Here is an 18,317-nt window from a genome sequence, read left to right on the forward strand (position 1 = left end):
TAATTTACATAATTTTCATTCAATAAAGAACATAACAACGGATTTAAGTTTAAAATAGTATCTTTGCATGTTCAAAATTTAATAAGTAAATGATATTAGTTCAGAATCTAGGTTTACATTTTGCAGGATCTTATTTATTTGAAAATGTAAATTTTAGGATTAATAAAAATGATCGTATTGGATTAGCGGGTAAAAATGGAGCAGGTAAATCTACTTTATTAAAAATTTTATCCGGAGAGCAATCTTCTACTGAGGGTAATGTTGAAAAAGAAGGGAAAGTTAGTATTGGATTCTTAAAGCAAGATTTAGATTTTGAAAAAGGAAGAACGGTATGGGAAGAAGCAAAACAAGCTTTTAAAGAATTAAATATAATCAATGAACAAATTGATACTATAAACCATGCGCTTGCCACAAGAACCGATTATGAATCTGAGGAATATCATAAGCTCATTCATGATTTAACAGATCTTACCGATCGGTTCTCTCACTTAGGAGGCTACAATATTGATGGAGAGATTGAAAAAATTCTAAAAGGTTTGGGGTTTAAAGAATCCGATTTTAACCGGCTTACTAATGATTTCTCGGGAGGGTGGAGAATGAGAATAGAGTTGGCTAAACTTTTATTGGAAGAAAATGATGTACTCCTTCTTGACGAGCCAACTAACCATTTAGATATAGAATCAATTGTTTGGTTAGAAAATTTTTTAATTACCTATAGCGGAGCTGTGGTATTAGTATCTCACGATAAACAATTCTTAACCAATGTTACCAATCGTACCATTGAAATATCCAATAAATCTATACAAGATTATAAAGCTAATTATACCAAATACCTTATTTTAAGGCAAGAACGTAAGGAAAAACTTCTTCAGCAACAAAAAAATCAAGAACAAGAAATTAAACGTACAGAACAATTAATCAGTAAATTTCGGGCAAAAGCCAATAAAGCTTCTTTTGCTCAATCTCTTATAAAGAAATTAGATAAGGTAGAACGTATTGAGATTGAAGATGAAGACATAACACGTTTTCATATTCGTTTTGAGCCTAGTATAACACCTGGAAAAATAATTTTTAAAGCGGAAAATTTAAGTAAATCCTTCGATACGCATACTATTTTTGAAAATGCTAATTTTTATATAGAACGAGGAGAGAAAATAGCTTTTATCGGTCAGAACGGTCAAGGGAAAACAACTATGGCTAAAATTATAGTTGGCTTATTATCTTACAATGGTAAACTTGAAATAGGACACAACGTTCAAATCGGATATTTTGCACAAAACCAGTCCGAAGAGCTCAACGCTTCTAAAACAATCTTAGAAGAAGCTGAAGATTCGGCAACTGAAGAATCTCGTCCAAAAGTCCGAGACTTGCTGGGTTCTTTTCTTTTTCAAGGTGATGAAGTTCATAAAAAAGTTTCTGTTCTTTCTGGAGGCGAAAGAAACCGATTGGCTTTATGTAAATTACTTCTTCGCCCCTTCAATACATTGATAATGGATGAGCCTACCAATCATTTAGATATACAATCCAAAGCAATATTAAAACAGGCATTAAAGAATTTTACAGGTACGCTTATTTTGATATCTCACGATCGAGAATTCTTAGATGATTTAGCCGACAAAATTTTTGAATTCAGAAATGGCGAAGTAAAGGAATTTTTGGGAAATATTAATGAATATTTGGATTACCGCAAGAAAGAAAATATGAGAGAAGTTGATATTGAGAAATCAACTTCCCAAAAAGTTACGACAGAAAGTAATCCGATTAAAGTTTCTCAGGAAAAACAATTTAAATCTAAAGAACAAAAATCTTTGGAAAATAAATTGTTCAAGCTTGAAAATGATATTGAGGAGATGGAACAAAAAATTTCTGCTTTTGAAGATATATTTAGTAAGGAAAACCCTAAAGAAGAAAATATTAAGAAGTATACAGAATTAAAGAATAACCTTACTAAGATTACTAAGGAATGGGAGCGTATTTTCACTCAATTAAATGGATAAGTATCACATAATTTCTTTATAAGGACATTAACCAAATAACTAAACAATTAGTATTCCGTGAGGGCTATAAGATCCCCGGGGGGGGTAATGTCTTATATACTACATAGTATTTTCATACGTAATGCACTATTTTTAACCAAATTTCTTTTTTATACAAATCTAGAATTTAATTTAAATTAATATTAACTTATTAAAAAGGAATCTCTAAATTTGTTACTTAATTTCTTAATTTTAATTCATTTTGACTATAATAACTTTTACTATTATTCTTTTTTTTGGGGCAATTGCAGCGGGTACATTGGGTTCTCTTACCGGATTAGGTGGCGGAGTAGTAATTATTCCTCTACTTACCCTTGGTTTTGGAGTAGACATTAAATATGCAGTTGGGACTGCATTGGTTACTTCTATAGCTACTTCTTCGGGAGCTGCTGCCGCCTATATTAAAGAAGGAATGACTAATGTGCGTATTGGAATGTTTCTTGAAATCGCAACCACGCTGGGTGCAGTACTAGGTGCCTTAATAGCAGTTTTTCTCCCTACATCTGCAATCTATATAATTTTAGGTTTTACACTTATTTTTTCATCTATCATGACTTTAAGAAAGAAAAATGCCTCTATAGATTATAGCGCTCCAGGTAGTAAATTTGCAACCAGGCTGAAATTAAATGGAACTTATCCTACTCCTAACGGAATTCAAAAATACAATGTCCGAAACATCGGTGCGGGTTTTTCCCTAATGACGATAGCTGGCGTGCTATCGGGTATCTTAGGGATCGGATCAGGCTCACTCAAAGTATTGGCAATGGATACTGCTATGAAAATACCATTTAAAGTTTCAACTACTACTTCAAATTTTATGGTAGGGGTAACAGCTGCTGCCAGTGCTGTTATCTACTTTCAAAGAGGTCAGATTGACCCCTTTCTTGCCATGCCTATTGTGGTAGGAGTTTTGTTCGGGGCTTTTATCGGCTCAAAAATATTGATGGCTATAAACGTACAACTATTACGTAAAATTTTCAGTTTGGTAATAGCTATTCTTGCAATCCAAATGATATATAGGGGATTAGAACCTTCACTGACTACATGGTTCCCTAATATCAATTTTCCTAAACTTTAAGTTGATAGTATTATGAGTAATTTTTTATCTAGGAGATTTTGGGAAGAACGTGATGTAGAACTTTATATTGGTAAGTTGCTGCGTTATGGAGTTATTCTTTCTTCTATAATTACAATTACCGGAGGGATAATTTATATATCACAACATCCGGATCAACAACTCAACTTTAAAACGTTTGTTGGAGCTCCTAATTATTTAAGAGAATTAACTACACTTTTACCTGCCGTTATAAAATTTGATGGTATGGCCATTATACAATTAGGGGTAGCCGTTTTAATAGCCACTCCCATTTTACGAATTGCTTTTTCAATAGTAGCTTTTGCAATTGAAAAGGATCGTATGTATATAGTTATAACCTGCATAGTTTTAGCTATTATCGTATCTAACATGATTTTTGGGCTTGAAGGATAAAAACTAATTAGAAATTCTAATTTACTACCACTGCTTATAGATTTTTATGCGGCAAAAAATTAAACATATAATTTCAGAAAGTACCTTTTTTATTTTTGGGTTTTATTTTAGTCGCGGATTACGTATTGCAATGGCTATAGTTATACCTCTATTCGTAGGATGGCTTCTTAAAAGACCTGATATGGGTATTGCTGCTTCTTCTGGGGCTCTTGTAGCCGGGCTTGGTGACAATCCGGGGTCCTTACATATTAAATTTTATACTCAATCGATTGCCGCTTTATTTTACTTTTTAGTAGTTTTTATATGTCAGCTATTGATTTCACATGAAATTTTTTTCGGTATTTGGATTACCTTATGCGGGTTTTTCTTCTCTATGTTTTTTATATACGGATCACGCGCTGTAAGTGTAAGTACTTCTTCTTTATTATGTGTGGTCTACGCATGTAATTTTGAAGGTAATCATATCATCACTAACACGTTGGGAATGATGATGGGAGTGTTATGGTATGGATTCGTTTCTTTAGTACTATGGAGAATCCAACCTTATAGGGTTATTGAACAAAAAATAAGTGAAAATATTAAACATTTGTATGAGTACACTGAACTTATGCATGAATATTTTCTCTTAAAAATTAAAAATCCTGTCAATATTCAAAAACAAACAGAAATTTTAAATCGGCTTTTTGAAAGACAAACAAAAATACACAGCACTCATGAAGATATTCGTGAAAATCTTTTTAAATTGAGAATTAATGCTAAGAGCTTTTCTGCAAAGGGCAGAAAAATGACCTTAATTTTCAGCGCATTAATTGATCTATATGAACAGCTTTTATCTTTAAATTATCAGGATAATAATTTAATTGTTTCTCTTGTTAAAAGTGATTTAAAAAAAGATTTTGAATCTCACTTAGCCAACATGGAGAATATTCTCTACGAATTAAGCTGGTCGATAAATTTTCATAAAAAGGTTACGGTTACTATTGATACAACTCAACTTGATTATTTTAAGAAACGAATACTTTTTCTTGAAGAAAAAAATAACGAAAAGTCGGATATTGACATCCATGCTTTAAAGCATGTTCGTTTTATTTTTAAATCCTTTTATAAACAAACCGGCTTAATTAAATCTCTTATTAACGGAGAGTTCAGATCAGAGCGAAAGCAATATGAAGACTTGGATTTAGAAAAGTTTACAAGACAATATAACTATAGTTTTTCAACTTTCAAGGCCAATTTAAATCTAAGATCTAATATTTTCAAACATGCGTTACGGGTAAGTGTTGCCATATCGGTCTCTTACCTTATTTGCACTTTACTTAAAATTGAATATTTTGCATGGGTATACTTAACCATTATTTTAATTTTAAAGCCTTTCTATGGATATACAAAAAATTCGTCTATTCAAAGATTGCAAGGTACTTTAATAGGGGGATTACTAACCTTGGGACTTTTGCTTGTTACGCATAACATTTATGTGATTTCTGCTATTACTTTTATATGTATAGTAGGTGCATATAGTTTTATACCCATCAATTATAGAACGGGGGTTGCTTTTGTAACTATATTTGTTATTCTTCTGATTTTTTTGGAGCATAGTGCAAGCGACAGTTGGATAAATATTTATCATCGTTTGGGTGGAACGACTATTGCAGTAGTAATTAGCTTTGTTTTAAGCTTTTCTTTTCTTCCCACTTGGGAATATAAAAATCTTCCTGTGTTGATTGAAGAATTATTAAAATATAATTTAGATTATTTCTCAAAAATTACATACAATTTATTAAATGATGATAAGCTTTCTGATACGGTTATAAAACTTTCCAGAAAGGATGTTTTGCTGGGAACTTCAAATCTATCGAGTACTTTTCAAAGAATAATATCGGAACCGAAAATTTCAAAAAATTATAAGTCTGATATATATAATATTCAAACCTTTATAAACCTTCTATCTACAAGAATATCTTCTCTTAGATCCTATGTTAATCAAAATAGTAAAGCATTGAAAATAGATCAACTCTTAATATCATCTATTGAAAACAATTTAAATCATTGTTTATTGAACATCAAAAGATCTTCATTTGATTGTAATATTGAATATAAAGAAAAAGAAGAAGATGAACTAAATATTTTGACGGATGATCAATCATTAATTACTTATCAGCTTCGCGAAATCAATATTTTATCACAGCAAATTTATTCCTATATAAATAAGCTCAATAATTTCCAAGAATGGAAAGACTCAAAAAGAGATTTTTCTATTTAATAAAATTTGAAAAGCCTTTAAATGCATACATAACCAATAGATAACGAAACAGCTTACCGACTAACATAGATATAGAAACGATATACATATTAGCTCTCATATACCCTAAAGCAATGGGTATAATATCTCCAATAATGGGTAAGAAAGAAAAAAAGGAAAAATATGCTCCTTTTTTATTTAATTTTTGAGATACCTGATCAATTTTATTTTTACTTATTTTTAAGTATTTTTCAATCCATTCTATTTTTCCCAGCCTTCCTAAAAAATAACTGGTCATACCTCCTAGCCAATTTCCAATTGTTGCAATTACAATACTAATCCAAGGATTTCCTCCCATAATAAATATCCCCATAAGCACTGCTTCAGAGCTAAAGGGTAAAATGGTGGCTGCCAAATAGGAAGCAATAAATAATCCTATATATCCATACTCTACTAATCCATCTAACATATAATTATTTATTTTGTATTAATTAAATTCTATCTTATCATCTTTGATCCTTTCATAAATTAATTGGTAGGCTTTTTCCTTTAATGAGTTTTTAGTTTCTCCTTTCGGATACAATATTTTTACTCGTTCTACTTTTACCTTACCCGGATAACCTAAATTAAAAACAAAAGGAAACATATTTTTTAAATTATGAAAAACATATAGGACTATAGGACTATTACAATATACGGAAGATATAAAAGCTCCGTCTTTAAATTTCTCCAATTTAACTTTCCTGTTGGGAACGCCTCCTTCTGGAAAAATAACAACGTTTTTATTATGTTGGGTTAACTCTTTTTTTACGGCAGAAAATACTGCTTGTTTACTTTCTCTGCTAGACCTATCTACCAAAATGGATACCTTTTTATAAATTCTCCCAAATACGGGATATTTTTCCAGCTCTTTTTTACCCACAAATATTATCGGGTGATTAGGATGAAGTACATACATTAAAACTACGTCGATTAATGAGGTGTGGTTAGCAATAAAAATGTAGTTTTCTTTAGGATCTAAATCTTCTTCCGACAGTAATGAATAAGTAAATCCGGTTCCATAAAAAATGACCCATCCCCACATTCGCATAAAGAAATACGTCAGTTTATTATTATTCTGATAGGTCATCAGATAAATAACTACTCCAATGGTAAGTGTGCATATAGCTGCTAAGGTGTAAAACCAAACTCTCCAAAGGATTACAGCTATGATCTTAAGATATTTCATATTTAATCTAGTCTATATGAACTTCTAAGAGTTTTGCCTTTACTTGAGGTTTGATTTCAACATTTACTAATTCTGCGGGGATTAATACAGTTTCTCCTTTTTTAAGGGTTACTGAAATGAGCTGATTCATTATGGAGCATTCTCCATCTATACAAATTACTATACGAAAAGAATCTTGTAAGTTCTCTAAAATTTTATTTTCAGTTATCACCAACCTAGAAACTGTAAAAAATGGAGAAGCAATTGCGGTTGTTTCTTTTGCAGTTTTATCGTAATGAGTAAAAGGTTCTTCAACAAAAGAAAAATCAATCACTTCTTGAGCTTGTTTAAGGTGTAATTCTCTTTTTTCTCCATTTTTATCAATTCTATCATAATCGTAAATCCGATAAGTTATATCTGAATTTTGCTGTATTTCAATCACTGAAACTCCTTTTCCCATTGCATGAATTCTCCCGGAAGGAATATAAATAACATTTTCCTTTTCAGGATGTATCTTCCTAAGAATAGAATCTAACGTATTTTTTTCAATGTTTTTAGTAAAAATATTTTTATTAACTCCTTTTTCAAAGCCAAGGATAATCTCAGAATCAGGTTCTGAATCTAAAACATACCACATTTCCGTTTTTCCGAATGAATTATGGTGAGTTTCTGCATACTCATCGTTAGGATGAACTTGAACGGATAAGGGCTGAGCAGCATCTAAAATCTTAATAAGCAATGGAAATTTATCTCCGTATTTCCGGTATACTTTTTTTCCAACTAACCGGTCTTTATACTTTTTAACTAAATTGTCTAAATTTTTTCCTTTTAACATTCCGTTGGAAACCACACTAACGAATCCCGGAACTGTGGAAATTTCCCAACTTTCTCCAATATTCTCTTCCTTAATATATTTACCGAAATGTTTTAGTTTATTTCCTCCCCATATTCTATAATGGAAAGAAGGTTGAAATACCAATGGATATAGTGACATGTTTAGGTTAATTTATATACAAAATTTTTTTTATTTTACAATTAATATACCAGTTATTTGAGCAGGAAATTAAAATCCTCTCCGGAATCCATATCTTTAATCGGCTGATTATATTTAAAAATTCTTGCCGGTTTTTTTCCAATCAACTTTAATTTTCCATTGTCATAATGTAACATAGTACCTTCTCTCAGTCCAACTACATATAAATTTTGATTTAAAGTAATAAACTCCATGATTCTTTGCTCACGCGTTTCTCCGCCAAAGTCTTTAGGATGAATATCTATATAATGTGGATTTATTTGAAAAGGAATCAAATTTAAGGTATGGAAATTTTTCGGTTCAACAATGGGCATGTCGTTAGTGGTTCTAAGTGTAGGACATGCAATATTAGAACCGGCACTCCATCCGATATAGGGAATTCCCGTTTTAACTCTTTCATGTATTAGCGAAAGTAATTTTTTTTGTTGTAATTCTTTCACCAATTTCCAAGTATTACCTCCTCCAACTACTATGGCATCCGCATTTTTTATCGCTTCATCCGCATTTGAAAAATGATGTACACTTTTCACTTCAATTCCAATCACTTTCCAGGCTTCATTTACTTTACTTTCGTATTCGTCATATGAAAATGTTACTGCTGCATAAGGTATAAATATAACAGTTAATTTTTTAGTACCAAGGAATAATTGCACCTGATTTTTTGAAAATTCCAGATACCTTTCTCCCACATTAGTTGAATTACTGAGTAGTAAAAGCTTCATATGTCTATTATTATCTAGCGTCATTAAAATTAATAATTTTACTTTGACAATTACTTGAATTAAATCATTATCAAAACGTTATTAGCAGTAATAATGTTATAATTTCAATAATACATTGTTACAATTTTCGCCCAAATATAACTAGAAATTAATGTAAATTTCATTTTAAGATCTTAATTAATAACTTACAAGTAAGTTTGCAATTATTTCAATCCGGTTGCTTTACCTACCGCTAGATTTAAAAATCATTTTATAAATTTAATTTTATATATAATTTTGAATAAAATTAATAAAATGAACACTATTAATTCTTTGGCTGAACGGCTATTAGGAAGGGCATTAACTAAAAATGACGGAGTGAGGCCTTCTGAACTAGATAAAGTTGAACTTAAATTGGGTTTCATATTACCTAAAATCTTACGGGATTTATATTTATTGGCAGGAAAAAATACTATGTTGATGGAATCTTTTAATCGTTTTGCTTTACCAAGTCAACTTCAAAGAGATGAAAATAAAATCGTTTTCTTAGAAGAAAATCAAAGTATATGCTACTGGGGATTTGAAATTAATCTTGAAAATCATAACCCCAAAGTTTATCAACTATTAAATGAAAATGAATGGTATGAAGAACAAATCCCACTTATTGAATTTTTAACTGTAATGCTATATTATCAGTGCGCTCAAGGAGGTTATGAATATTTTGGAATTTCAACTATTTCGGATGAAGATCTTGAAATTTTAACACATACCGAATGGGAAGATGTGGTAAGGTATAGTGGTTTACAAATGTATTGGAAACCGGATTGCTTACTTTGGTATACATACGATAATGAAAATAACAGAATCAATGATATTTATTTTTCAGCAAGAACTGAAGAGGTATTTCGGGCACATATCCAGAAATATGAGTTAGAAGTTTTATAAGGTACTATCACTGTCAATTTATGGTAAATTCAAATTTTATTTTATTTACATATTACACTCTCATACGTAAATAGTTATAAAAAACTTTTCTAGGGCTGATTAATAAAATAATTGTAAGTAAAACGCGATAGTTTTATCTATTTAATAATTTATTTTATTGTATACATTTAAAATTGAAATGATTTAATTTATTTTTTAAATATTCGTATTTCTAAAAATAGTATTTTTACAAAAAAGGTTTTTAATGGCAGTAAGAATAATTCATCAGTCCAACTATGAGTGGATAGATCTATTAAATCCCACCAAAGAAGAAATGCAAGAAATTGCAGAAAAATGTAATCTTAATTTTTACAATCTGGCAGATAGTTTAGAACCCAATCATTTACCAAAATTTGAAACTGAGAATGGCATTAATTTCCTTATATTGAGAGTAGTACATAAAGGAGATAAAAAAGACACTACCATTGAAAACTTATCTAATAAAATAGCCGTTTTTTTTAATGAATCCTTACTCATTACTATCCACCGTATTGAAATGTCATTTATTAACGATATTGCTGATAAATGTCAAAATATGGGACATACTTTCTCAACTAATTTAGTCATTATAAAAATTTTAAAAAGCGTTTTACAAACTTATAATGACTCCATCTTATACATCATTGATAAATTAGAATCTTATGAAAACAAGCTTTTTTTAAAAAATCCATCTTCTAAAGTTTTACAAAGTATCTATTCTTTAAAAAGAAAAACCAATCTGTGCACTAAATTATTAATACTTTCGGATGAGGTTATTAATTCCATTAAACCGACTAAACAAGAGAAAGCAGCCTATCAAGATGCTAAAGATTTATATTTAAAATTGACAACTCTTTATGAACAAGTTATGGACGATCTCAATAACTTACTTAATCTTTATATTTCTCTTTCTTCACAAAAAACCAATGAGATTATGAAGACATTGACCATATTCTCTATATTTTTTATGCCACTAACATTTATTGCCGGTATATACGGTATGAATTTTCGTTTTATGCCTGAGCTGGAACTTAAATGGGGTTATCCTATAATTATTGTCGTTATGATACTAATCACTCTTATTATTTATTATTGGTTGAAAAGAAAAAAATGGTTGTAAAAATCATTCTGTATTTTAATCTCCATTATTTAAGCCAATAGAATATAATAGACCTTTTTATCAACTTATAATTAACTTTACTAAAAAAATCTTGAAGAAATTTACAAAAAATAATTTTGTTGATAACATATTGTTCCTTGGAATTATATTTTAAATTATTATGAATCCTCCCAATTTAAAATAGTACCGGAAGAAAGAAAACTCTGTTGTATATTGGTAAATCGTAAATTCGTTTTTTTGGATATTTTATGATTAAAATGAGAAAAGTAAAATTATCAGCAAAGAGTACCGTTTAAAAAATAACTTATAAAATCACAGTCTTTTTTAGAACTGGTGCTAATGCAAAATTTCTAATTCTTATTCAACAGATTATAATTATTTTTGTATAAAAATTATAATATGTATAGAACCAACACCTGTGGAGAACTTAATGAATCAAATATAGGACAACAAGTAATTCTTGCCGGATGGATACAGACTATTCGTGATAAGGGTTTTGTTACCTGGATAGACTTACGTGATCGATATGGAATTACGCAACTTGTTTTTGATGAGCAACGAACTGATAAGGATCTCATAGATAAAGCAAAAAAATTAGGTCGTGAATTTGTCATACAAGCATCAGGAACGGTAATTGAAAGAACCAGCAAAAATCCTAATTTACCTACAGGTGGAGTTGAAATCTTAGTTGATGAATTATCCATACTTAATCCTTCAATAGTTCCTCCTTTCACCATTGAAGATGAAACAGACGGAGGAGAAGAATTACGTATGAAATACAGATATTTGGATATAAGACGTACTCCAATTAAAAATAAATTAATTTTCAGAAGTAAAGTTGCCCAACTGGTAAGAAATTATCTTTCTCAAGAAGGATTTATTGAGGTGGAAACTCCTGTTTTAATCAAGTCTACTCCCGAAGGAGCAAGAGACTTTGTGGTTCCTTCACGCTTAAATACCGGCCAGTTTTATGCCTTACCTCAATCTCCCCAAACCTTTAAGCAACTGCTTATGGTAGGTGGTTTAGATAAATATTTCCAGATAGTTAAGTGTTTTCGAGATGAGGATTTACGCGCAGACCGTCAGCCTGAATTCACCCAGATAGATTGCGAAATGTCATTTGTAGAACAAGAAGACATTCTAGACACTTTCGAAGGATTAACTAAACATCTTTTACTGGAGCTGAAAAATATTTCTTTTGATAAATTTCCTCGAGTGACCTACGCAGAAGTAATGAAAAAATACGGTAATGATAAACCGGACATTCGATTTGGAATGGAATTCGTTGAACTAAATGAAGAATTAAAAAATAGTGGTTTTAAAGTATTTGACGAAGCTGAATTAGTAGTAGGTATAAACGTTGAAAAGTGTGCTTCCTATACAAGGAAACAGCTGGACGAATTGACCGATTGGGTAAAGCGACCTCAAATAGGTGCTTCCGGATTGGTATATATACGTTATAATGAGGACGGAAGTATTAAATCTTCAGTAGATAAGTTTTATTCTGAAGAAAAATTAAAAGCGGTGATTCAAAAAGCTAAGGCTCATCCCGGCGACCTACTCCTGATCTTATCCGGTGCAGCTAGTAAGGTACGTCCTCAATTAAGTGCATTACGAATGGAATTGGCTGAACGTTTAGGCTTAAGAAATCCCGACGTTTATGCACCCTTATGGGTAGTTGATTTCCCTTTACTTGAGTGGGATGAAGAAGAAAATAGATATGTAGCCATGCATCATCCTTTTACTTCACCGAAACCCGAAGATATTCCCCTTTTAGATACTAACCCCGGGGAAGTTCGTGCAAACGCATATGATTTAGTATTAAACGGTAATGAAATTGGAGGAGGTTCTGTTCGTATTTATAACAAAGAATTACAAGGAAAAATGCTTTCTTTATTAGGGTTTTCTCAAGAAGAGGCTGAAGCTCAATTTGGCTTTTTAATGAATGCTTTTAAATTTGGAGCTCCACCTCATGGCGGAATTGCTTTTGGTTTTGATCGTTTGGTAGCTATTTTAGGGGGACAAGAAGTAATCCGAGATTATATTGCTTTTCCAAAAAATAATTCCGGAAGAGATGTTATGATTGATGCCCCTTCTTATATTCATGAACAACAATTAGAGGAATTAAATATAAAAATTACAAAGTAATAAGTATAATATCAATTAATTTCTTTATAAAGTAAAAAAGCAAAATTTTTTTTAATTAAAAATTTTGCTTTTTAAAACTAAATAAAATAAAACCAATTTTATGAGAACACACAGTGAAAATTACTTCTTTGCTTGTATTTTAACATAAAGTAATTTTTCCATTTATCTCTTCAAAGATATGTTTTTTTATTTAGAATGATTATAAATTATTTTATGATTTAAATCATAAAATAATTTATAACCCAACCAATTAAGGTAGTGCTATTTAGTTAAAATTTAATTTGAATTGTTCAATAATAACTAATTAACCTAAATAATACCATAAATCTAAGTTATTGTTTTTATCCATTTTCGGATATATAAGAATTCGTATGAATCATTTCTAATTATAAATCGTTATTTTTTTATTTCACGATCGTTTGCTTTTAATAATTTCTCGTTGTTATTCATATTATTAAAGGTTTTTAATAATTCTGTTGCCTTTTTCCCTTCTTCTTTATCTTTATAAACCTTAACGATATTTTCCAACGATTGTTTAAATTCTTTTTTATTACCTAATTTTGCATCGCAAAAAGCAGATAATAATATAAATTTTGCTATTATTTCATGGTTGGGATATTTTAAAAGAGCCTGACTTGCCAATTCTTTTGCTTCTTTATAATTTCCTTTCTCGTATTTTTTATAAGTATTTTCATAAAACAATATTGCTTCTGAAGAATTGGTATTTAATACATTAGTTTGAGGATTTAAAATAGTATAGGCATATTTAGTATTCGGATATTGAGTAATTATTATATCTGAATATTTTTTTGATAAATTATTATTTTCTTCTTTATTAAACCTGTACAGGTTATACATAGCCAATACAGTTATTTCTTCGTTATACGGCTTGGTTGATAATAAATGTTCCAAGGTAGAGGTAGCTGATTTTATATCATGTAACTTATCAAAATATAAAATTCCTAATGATAATTCTACCGAATCTCTCTGTTTTTTTAAAACATCTATTTCTGATTGAGTCTTAGGTAAATTTTCTGTATAATATTCAATTTCAAAGCGTCTTGGATTTTTAGAATCCGATTGACCGGATAATTGCATTTTTACATCCTCTAAATTTGAAATTTTATTGCTCATTCTCCAATTATCAGCCAACATTCTGTCACCCCACTGTTTTCTAAATTCTGATTGACCTACTTGTTTAAGGTTATTATTATAAAAATACCATTTCCCTTTAGTGTTGGGAGTTGTCATATTTAATGAAAACATGTTGTTTTCAAAAGTTTCTGTGGCAAATTCTGTAGTATTTTCTTTTCCCTGAATTTTTTCTTGTTGTAATCTTTTTTGTTCTTCTTTTTCTTTGATTTGATTAATATACTTTTGATAATAAGTATTCCTTTGATTGGGTGTCATTTTAGCTATCATTAAAATACTATCATTCTTTTTTACTAAATAATATTTTTGCGTGATATTATCTAATACTTTATTTTTTACCGCTAATTTTCTTTTCATAACCGGATCAACAAATCTTGATATAGCGCTATCATAATAGGCACTTGCATATACATAGTTTTGTTTTGAAAAATAGTGATCTCCTATTTCTTGATATACTAATGCTCGTGTTTGAGGATCGCTTTCTCTTTCTTTTAAAGAAGCAAAAAAATAATTCATCGCATCTTTTTCTCTTTCTTCTCTAAGGGAAGTAAGTCCCATTGCGTAATATATTTCATTTTTTCTGGATTGATACAATCCTTTTTTTGTTAGCCCTTTTAGAAATTTAATTCTGCCTAAATATGTTAAGCTATCTTCTTTTTTATACAATCTTGATAAAGCTATTTGAGATTTAATTTCCAGCTCCGGAACGGATTTTTTCTTATAGGCACTATTATAATAATCTCTTGCTTGATCCTCTTCTTTTAATATTTCTGATAATTGACCTTGGATAAAATTAAAACGTGCTTGGTCATTAGCGCTCTTGTTATATTTTTTAGCAACGTTTAAAGCTTTTACAGCATCTTGATATCTTTTTTCATCAATTAAAAATTGAGAATATATTTTTGAGATAAATTTTTCATCCCTTTTTTTTAATTTTTGTTTAACGAGTTTTTCATAAATCTCATTTGCTTGAAATGAATTTCCGGCTTGTGCTAGTGCTAATGCCTTATAACCTTCTGCTTGAGCTCTTTTAGTATTTTTAAATAAAGTTGAATTCATGTAATTCAAATAATTAAGAGATTCGAAAGGATCTCTTTTATAATAATACGCTCTAGCTAATAAAAGATAAGCTTCACTCATCATTGAATTGTATTCTTTTCCTTTGATAAGCATAGAATGTTTTTCAATTGCTTTTTTACCTTTTTCTATAGCTTTGTCGTATCCTTGTGTTTTTGAATCTTTTCCTGCTCCTAGCATATTTCCCAATGCATCAGATAAAGAATTTATTGCTCCCTGAGCATCTAAGTTTTTAAAATTATCCTTGAGCTCTCCTGAAAGATTCGATGTGTTATTTTCTGAATCTGATAAGGTAAAATCTATGGAACTTTCTTTTTTATCTACCCAAGGATTACCCGGCTCTACTTGCAAAATGGCCGAAAAATTATCCCTATACCTTAAGTTCCTCGATTTCAACTCATCATTTAATGCTTCTTGGCCATTGAATAAAGTGTTGTTCCAAGAAGTAATCCTATGATACGTTCGATGTGTTATCCCGTTTTTCTTGGTTGAACAGCCTCCCAAAAGGCTTAAAATCAAAATTGTATATATAACTTTCTTCATTTATTACTTATAATTGACAAAACTAATAAAAAAACGAAAATTTATTAAATTTGTTGTTTTGTAAATACCTGCTATTTCATTAATAATCTCTTATCTTATAAAACCTTAAATATAAGCTAATTTTATTATTAAAAAATAATTATAATTTTTATACTAAATGCGTAAGTACATATTGAATAAAAACTATTTGGACAGCAAAGAAGAATTATTAAACATTATTACTAATTTTGATAATTATGACGAAATTCTTGGAAATCCAGAAAGAAATGTTATAAAAAAAATTCCTTTTAATGGGGATTATATAACTGTTAAAAGTTTTAAAAAACCTCATCTGATAAACAAATTTGTTTATAGATATTTTAGAAAATCAAAGGCAAGACGATCTTTTGAACACGGAACAAAATTGCTTAAATTAAATATATTAAATCCTGAACCATTGGCTTATATAGAAAATTTTGATATAAAAGGTATTACTTCAAGTTATTATATATCCAAATACGTTTCCTATGATTTTACCTTGCGTGAATTATATGATCAACCGGATTCCATTGAGTGTGTAAAAGCCTTTGCAAATTTTTCCTACTATGTTCACACTAAAGGTGTTTATATTAAAGATAACACTCCCGGTAATACTCTTATAATACGAACAAATAATGGATACGAAATGTATCTAGTAGATCTAAACAGAATGGAATTTCATGAAGAATTATCATTTAATATAAAAATGAAGAGCTTGTCAAATAATATAAAAGAACAGCCCTATCTGGATCTATTAATGGAAGAATATTCTAAAATATCCGGTTACCCATTAAATGAAATTAAATCAAAAATCACCCATTATCAAAAAGAATTTAATCGTAAAATTGAATCTAAAGCTAAGTTTAAACGTATTTTAAAAAAAATATTTAAATAATTACTATAATTTTTTTTGCGATTGTTATTGATAGCAATTAATATGATTTTTTATAAATAACCAAAAAATCACGAGCCAATCTAGCTTTGTAAGATTTATTGGAGGGGGGGACTGTATTTAAATCAATATAGGAAACTTTTTTAACAGTATAAAGTGTACTAAATTTTTTTATTAAACTTTCCGTATCATTCTGAAAACAAAGAATACCTACATAGGTTTTATTTTTTAACACCAATTCATTCTTTATTCCTATATCATCTATAGGGGGAATCTTATCTTCATAATCCCAAACGATCTCAGGTGACATATATTTATAATCATATAATGTCATTTTATTAGTGGTAAATCTATGCAATTCTTTTACCGATTTATAATTAGGATTATATAAAAAACTTTTAGCTAAAGGGAAAACAAAAATTATTACCGAACATTGTAAAAGTATGATTGAATAAAATACGTAATACAATGATTTTTTTATTAGAAAGATCATTATAGTTATTCCGACTATAAATAATACTAATGATGAGGACAAGGCCCAATCTGATTGGTGAGTAAATTTCTCTCTAAAGATCAAATAAATAACAAATGGATAAACGATTCCAACTAAACTTAATAACCCAAAATTTATCTTAATTAATATAGTATCTTTTTTATTTTTCATTCCCTTAAGAATATATTCTATATAGAATCCCGTGTTAATGGCAAGAGGGATTAAGGTTGGCAGAATATATCTTACTTTTTTCTCAGGAATAAAACTTAGTAAAAGTAAAGAAAATAGAGTCCATAATAAAGTAAATTGATAGGCTTTAAGGTTGGAAACCTTATTTTTCATGTAGGGATAAAATAATGCCAGTAAGGAGGATATAGTCCATACTCCGGATTGCGTGAAAAAGTTCCAATAATAAAAAAAGGATTTGGAATTATAATCATTAATCCATCTGGCTGTTTCTTTTTTTGCCATTATATTTAAATGTTCCGGATCCATCCAATGAATATACACAGACCAGGAGATTCCTCCTAACAAACCAATAAGTATGTAAATACATAGAGGTTTAAGAAACTTTTTATTTGTAAAATTAAATTTATATATACATCCATAGGAAATTAGGAACGGAAGTAATAATGCGTATAGAGAAACAGGACCTTTACTAAGTATAGAAAAGGCGAGGAAAACACCTCCCAGTATTAAATTTCTTAAAGCAGCATTTTTCAAACGCAATATCTTCCAAAGATAATATATAGAAACAGTCATAAAGCTATGACAGTAAATATCCCATTGATTATCTCTTCCGGCAAAATAAACATAAAAAGAAGTTAACAAAATTAACCCGTTATGAAAGCTGGTTTGACAAGTTAGGCCTAACTTTAAGGAAAATTTATAAATATAAAATACAAGGAGCATAGTTACAAGAACCACTGATACACGTAAAATTGCTACTGCATGAAATCCAAATAAATATCCAAAAAAAGCAGTCATCCAAGTGGGAAGCGGAGGTTTTTCATACCTTGGCTCACCATTTAATGTAGTCAAAATCCAATGACCGTCTTGTACCATTTCTCTTGCCGTAATAAAGTTTCTTGCCTCCATTATATTAACCGGCATTACACCTAAATTTATTCCTAATATAATAATGGAGATGCAAAAGAGTAATACTATATGCCTAGCGTTGTTATTTTTCATGCATATTTTACTTTA

General features: G+C 29.6%; 14 protein-coding genes. 8 read left to right on the forward strand and 6 right to left on the reverse strand.

Going from position 1 to position 18,317, the window contains the following annotated elements; all coding sequences use genetic code 11:
• Positions 1 to 89: 89 nt before the first annotated feature.
• The 4 genes from ASC36_RS00265 to ASC36_RS00280 all read left to right on the forward strand — a co-directional run bounded on the left by ASC36_RS00265 (position 90) and on the right by ASC36_RS00280 (position 5,785).
• Complete coding sequence (locus ASC36_RS00265) at positions 90 to 1,997, forward strand: ATP-binding cassette domain-containing protein (RefSeq protein WP_055424481.1); 1,908 nt, start codon at positions 90 to 92, stop codon at positions 1,995 to 1,997.
• A gap of 241 nt (positions 1,998 to 2,238) precedes the next feature.
• A complete protein-coding gene (locus tag ASC36_RS00270) occupies positions 2,239 to 3,114 on the forward strand; it encodes a sulfite exporter TauE/SafE family protein (protein WP_055424482.1) in 876 nt (291 codons plus the stop codon).
• A 12-nt stretch (positions 3,115 to 3,126) separates the two neighbouring features.
• Positions 3,127 to 3,525: a DUF1634 domain-containing protein gene (locus ASC36_RS00275; protein WP_055424483.1), complete on the forward strand. Its 399-nt coding sequence runs from the start codon at positions 3,127 to 3,129 to the stop codon at positions 3,523 to 3,525.
• Positions 3,526 to 3,571: 46 nt separating this feature from the next.
• Positions 3,572 to 5,785, forward strand: a complete 2,214-nt coding sequence (locus ASC36_RS00280) for an FUSC family protein (protein ID WP_055424484.1) — start codon at positions 3,572 to 3,574, stop codon at positions 5,783 to 5,785.
• Here the strand turns inward: ASC36_RS00280 and ASC36_RS00285 are convergent.
• From ASC36_RS00285 to pepE, 4 genes are read right to left on the reverse strand one after another with little or no spacing between them, the layout of a single operon-like run.
• Positions 5,778 to 6,233 (reverse strand): YqaA family protein, encoded by a 456-nt coding sequence (locus ASC36_RS00285; RefSeq protein ID WP_055424485.1) that lies wholly within the window; start codon positions 6,231 to 6,233, stop codon positions 5,778 to 5,780. The two genes, ASC36_RS00280 and ASC36_RS00285, sit on opposite strands and share 8 nt — an antisense overlap.
• Positions 6,234 to 6,251: 18 nt before the next feature.
• Complete coding sequence (locus tag ASC36_RS00290; RefSeq protein WP_073961169.1) at positions 6,252 to 6,992, reverse strand: lysophospholipid acyltransferase family protein; 741 nt, start codon at positions 6,990 to 6,992, stop codon at positions 6,252 to 6,254.
• Between the two features lie 7 nt (positions 6,993 to 6,999).
• Entirely contained in the window at positions 7,000 to 7,965 is a 966-nt protein-coding gene (locus ASC36_RS00295) for a type I phosphomannose isomerase catalytic subunit (protein WP_055424487.1), read from the reverse strand.
• 53 nt (positions 7,966 to 8,018) lie between these two features.
• Positions 8,019 to 8,750, reverse strand: a complete 732-nt coding sequence (gene pepE, locus ASC36_RS00300) for a dipeptidase PepE (protein WP_245630706.1) — start codon at positions 8,748 to 8,750, stop codon at positions 8,019 to 8,021.
• Positions 8,751 to 9,020: 270 nt separating this feature from the next.
• On the opposite strand from pepE, the gene ASC36_RS00305 reads away from it, so the two are divergent.
• From ASC36_RS00305 to aspS, 3 genes are all read left to right on the forward strand, one after another.
• Positions 9,021 to 9,650, forward strand: a complete 630-nt coding sequence (locus ASC36_RS00305) for a hypothetical protein (protein WP_055424489.1) — start codon at positions 9,021 to 9,023, stop codon at positions 9,648 to 9,650.
• Positions 9,651 to 9,894: 244 nt separating this feature from the next.
• Positions 9,895 to 10,788, forward strand: a complete 894-nt coding sequence (locus ASC36_RS00310; RefSeq protein WP_055424490.1) for a CorA family divalent cation transporter — start codon at positions 9,895 to 9,897, stop codon at positions 10,786 to 10,788.
• Between the two features lie 399 nt (positions 10,789 to 11,187).
• Positions 11,188 to 12,936 (forward strand): aspartate--tRNA ligase, encoded by a 1,749-nt coding sequence (gene aspS / locus ASC36_RS00315; protein ID WP_055424491.1) that lies wholly within the window; start codon positions 11,188 to 11,190, stop codon positions 12,934 to 12,936.
• Between the two features lie 396 nt (positions 12,937 to 13,332).
• Here aspS and porW read toward each other — a convergent pair whose 3' ends face one another.
• Positions 13,333 to 15,708 carry a type IX secretion system periplasmic lipoprotein PorW/SprE gene (gene porW, locus ASC36_RS00320; RefSeq protein ID WP_055424492.1) on the reverse strand — a complete coding sequence of 792 codons (2,376 nt, stop codon included), beginning with the start codon at positions 15,706 to 15,708 and terminating at the stop codon, positions 13,333 to 13,335.
• 157 nt (positions 15,709 to 15,865) lie between these two features.
• Here porW and ASC36_RS00325 point away from each other — a divergent pair, with 157 nt between their 5' ends.
• Entirely contained in the window at positions 15,866 to 16,621 is a 756-nt protein-coding gene (locus ASC36_RS00325) for a hypothetical protein (RefSeq protein WP_055424493.1), read from the forward strand.
• Between the two features lie 37 nt (positions 16,622 to 16,658).
• Here ASC36_RS00325 and ASC36_RS00330 read toward each other — a convergent pair whose 3' ends face one another.
• Positions 16,659 to 18,302: an ArnT family glycosyltransferase gene (locus ASC36_RS00330; protein ID WP_055424494.1), complete on the reverse strand. Its 1,644-nt coding sequence runs from the start codon at positions 18,300 to 18,302 to the stop codon at positions 16,659 to 16,661.
• Between the last annotated feature and the right edge of the window lie 15 nt (positions 18,303 to 18,317).

Origin of the sequence: Apibacter mensalis (assembly GCF_001418685.1) — a bacterium.
Classification (GTDB): domain Bacteria; phylum Bacteroidota; class Bacteroidia; order Flavobacteriales; family Weeksellaceae; genus Apibacter; species Apibacter mensalis.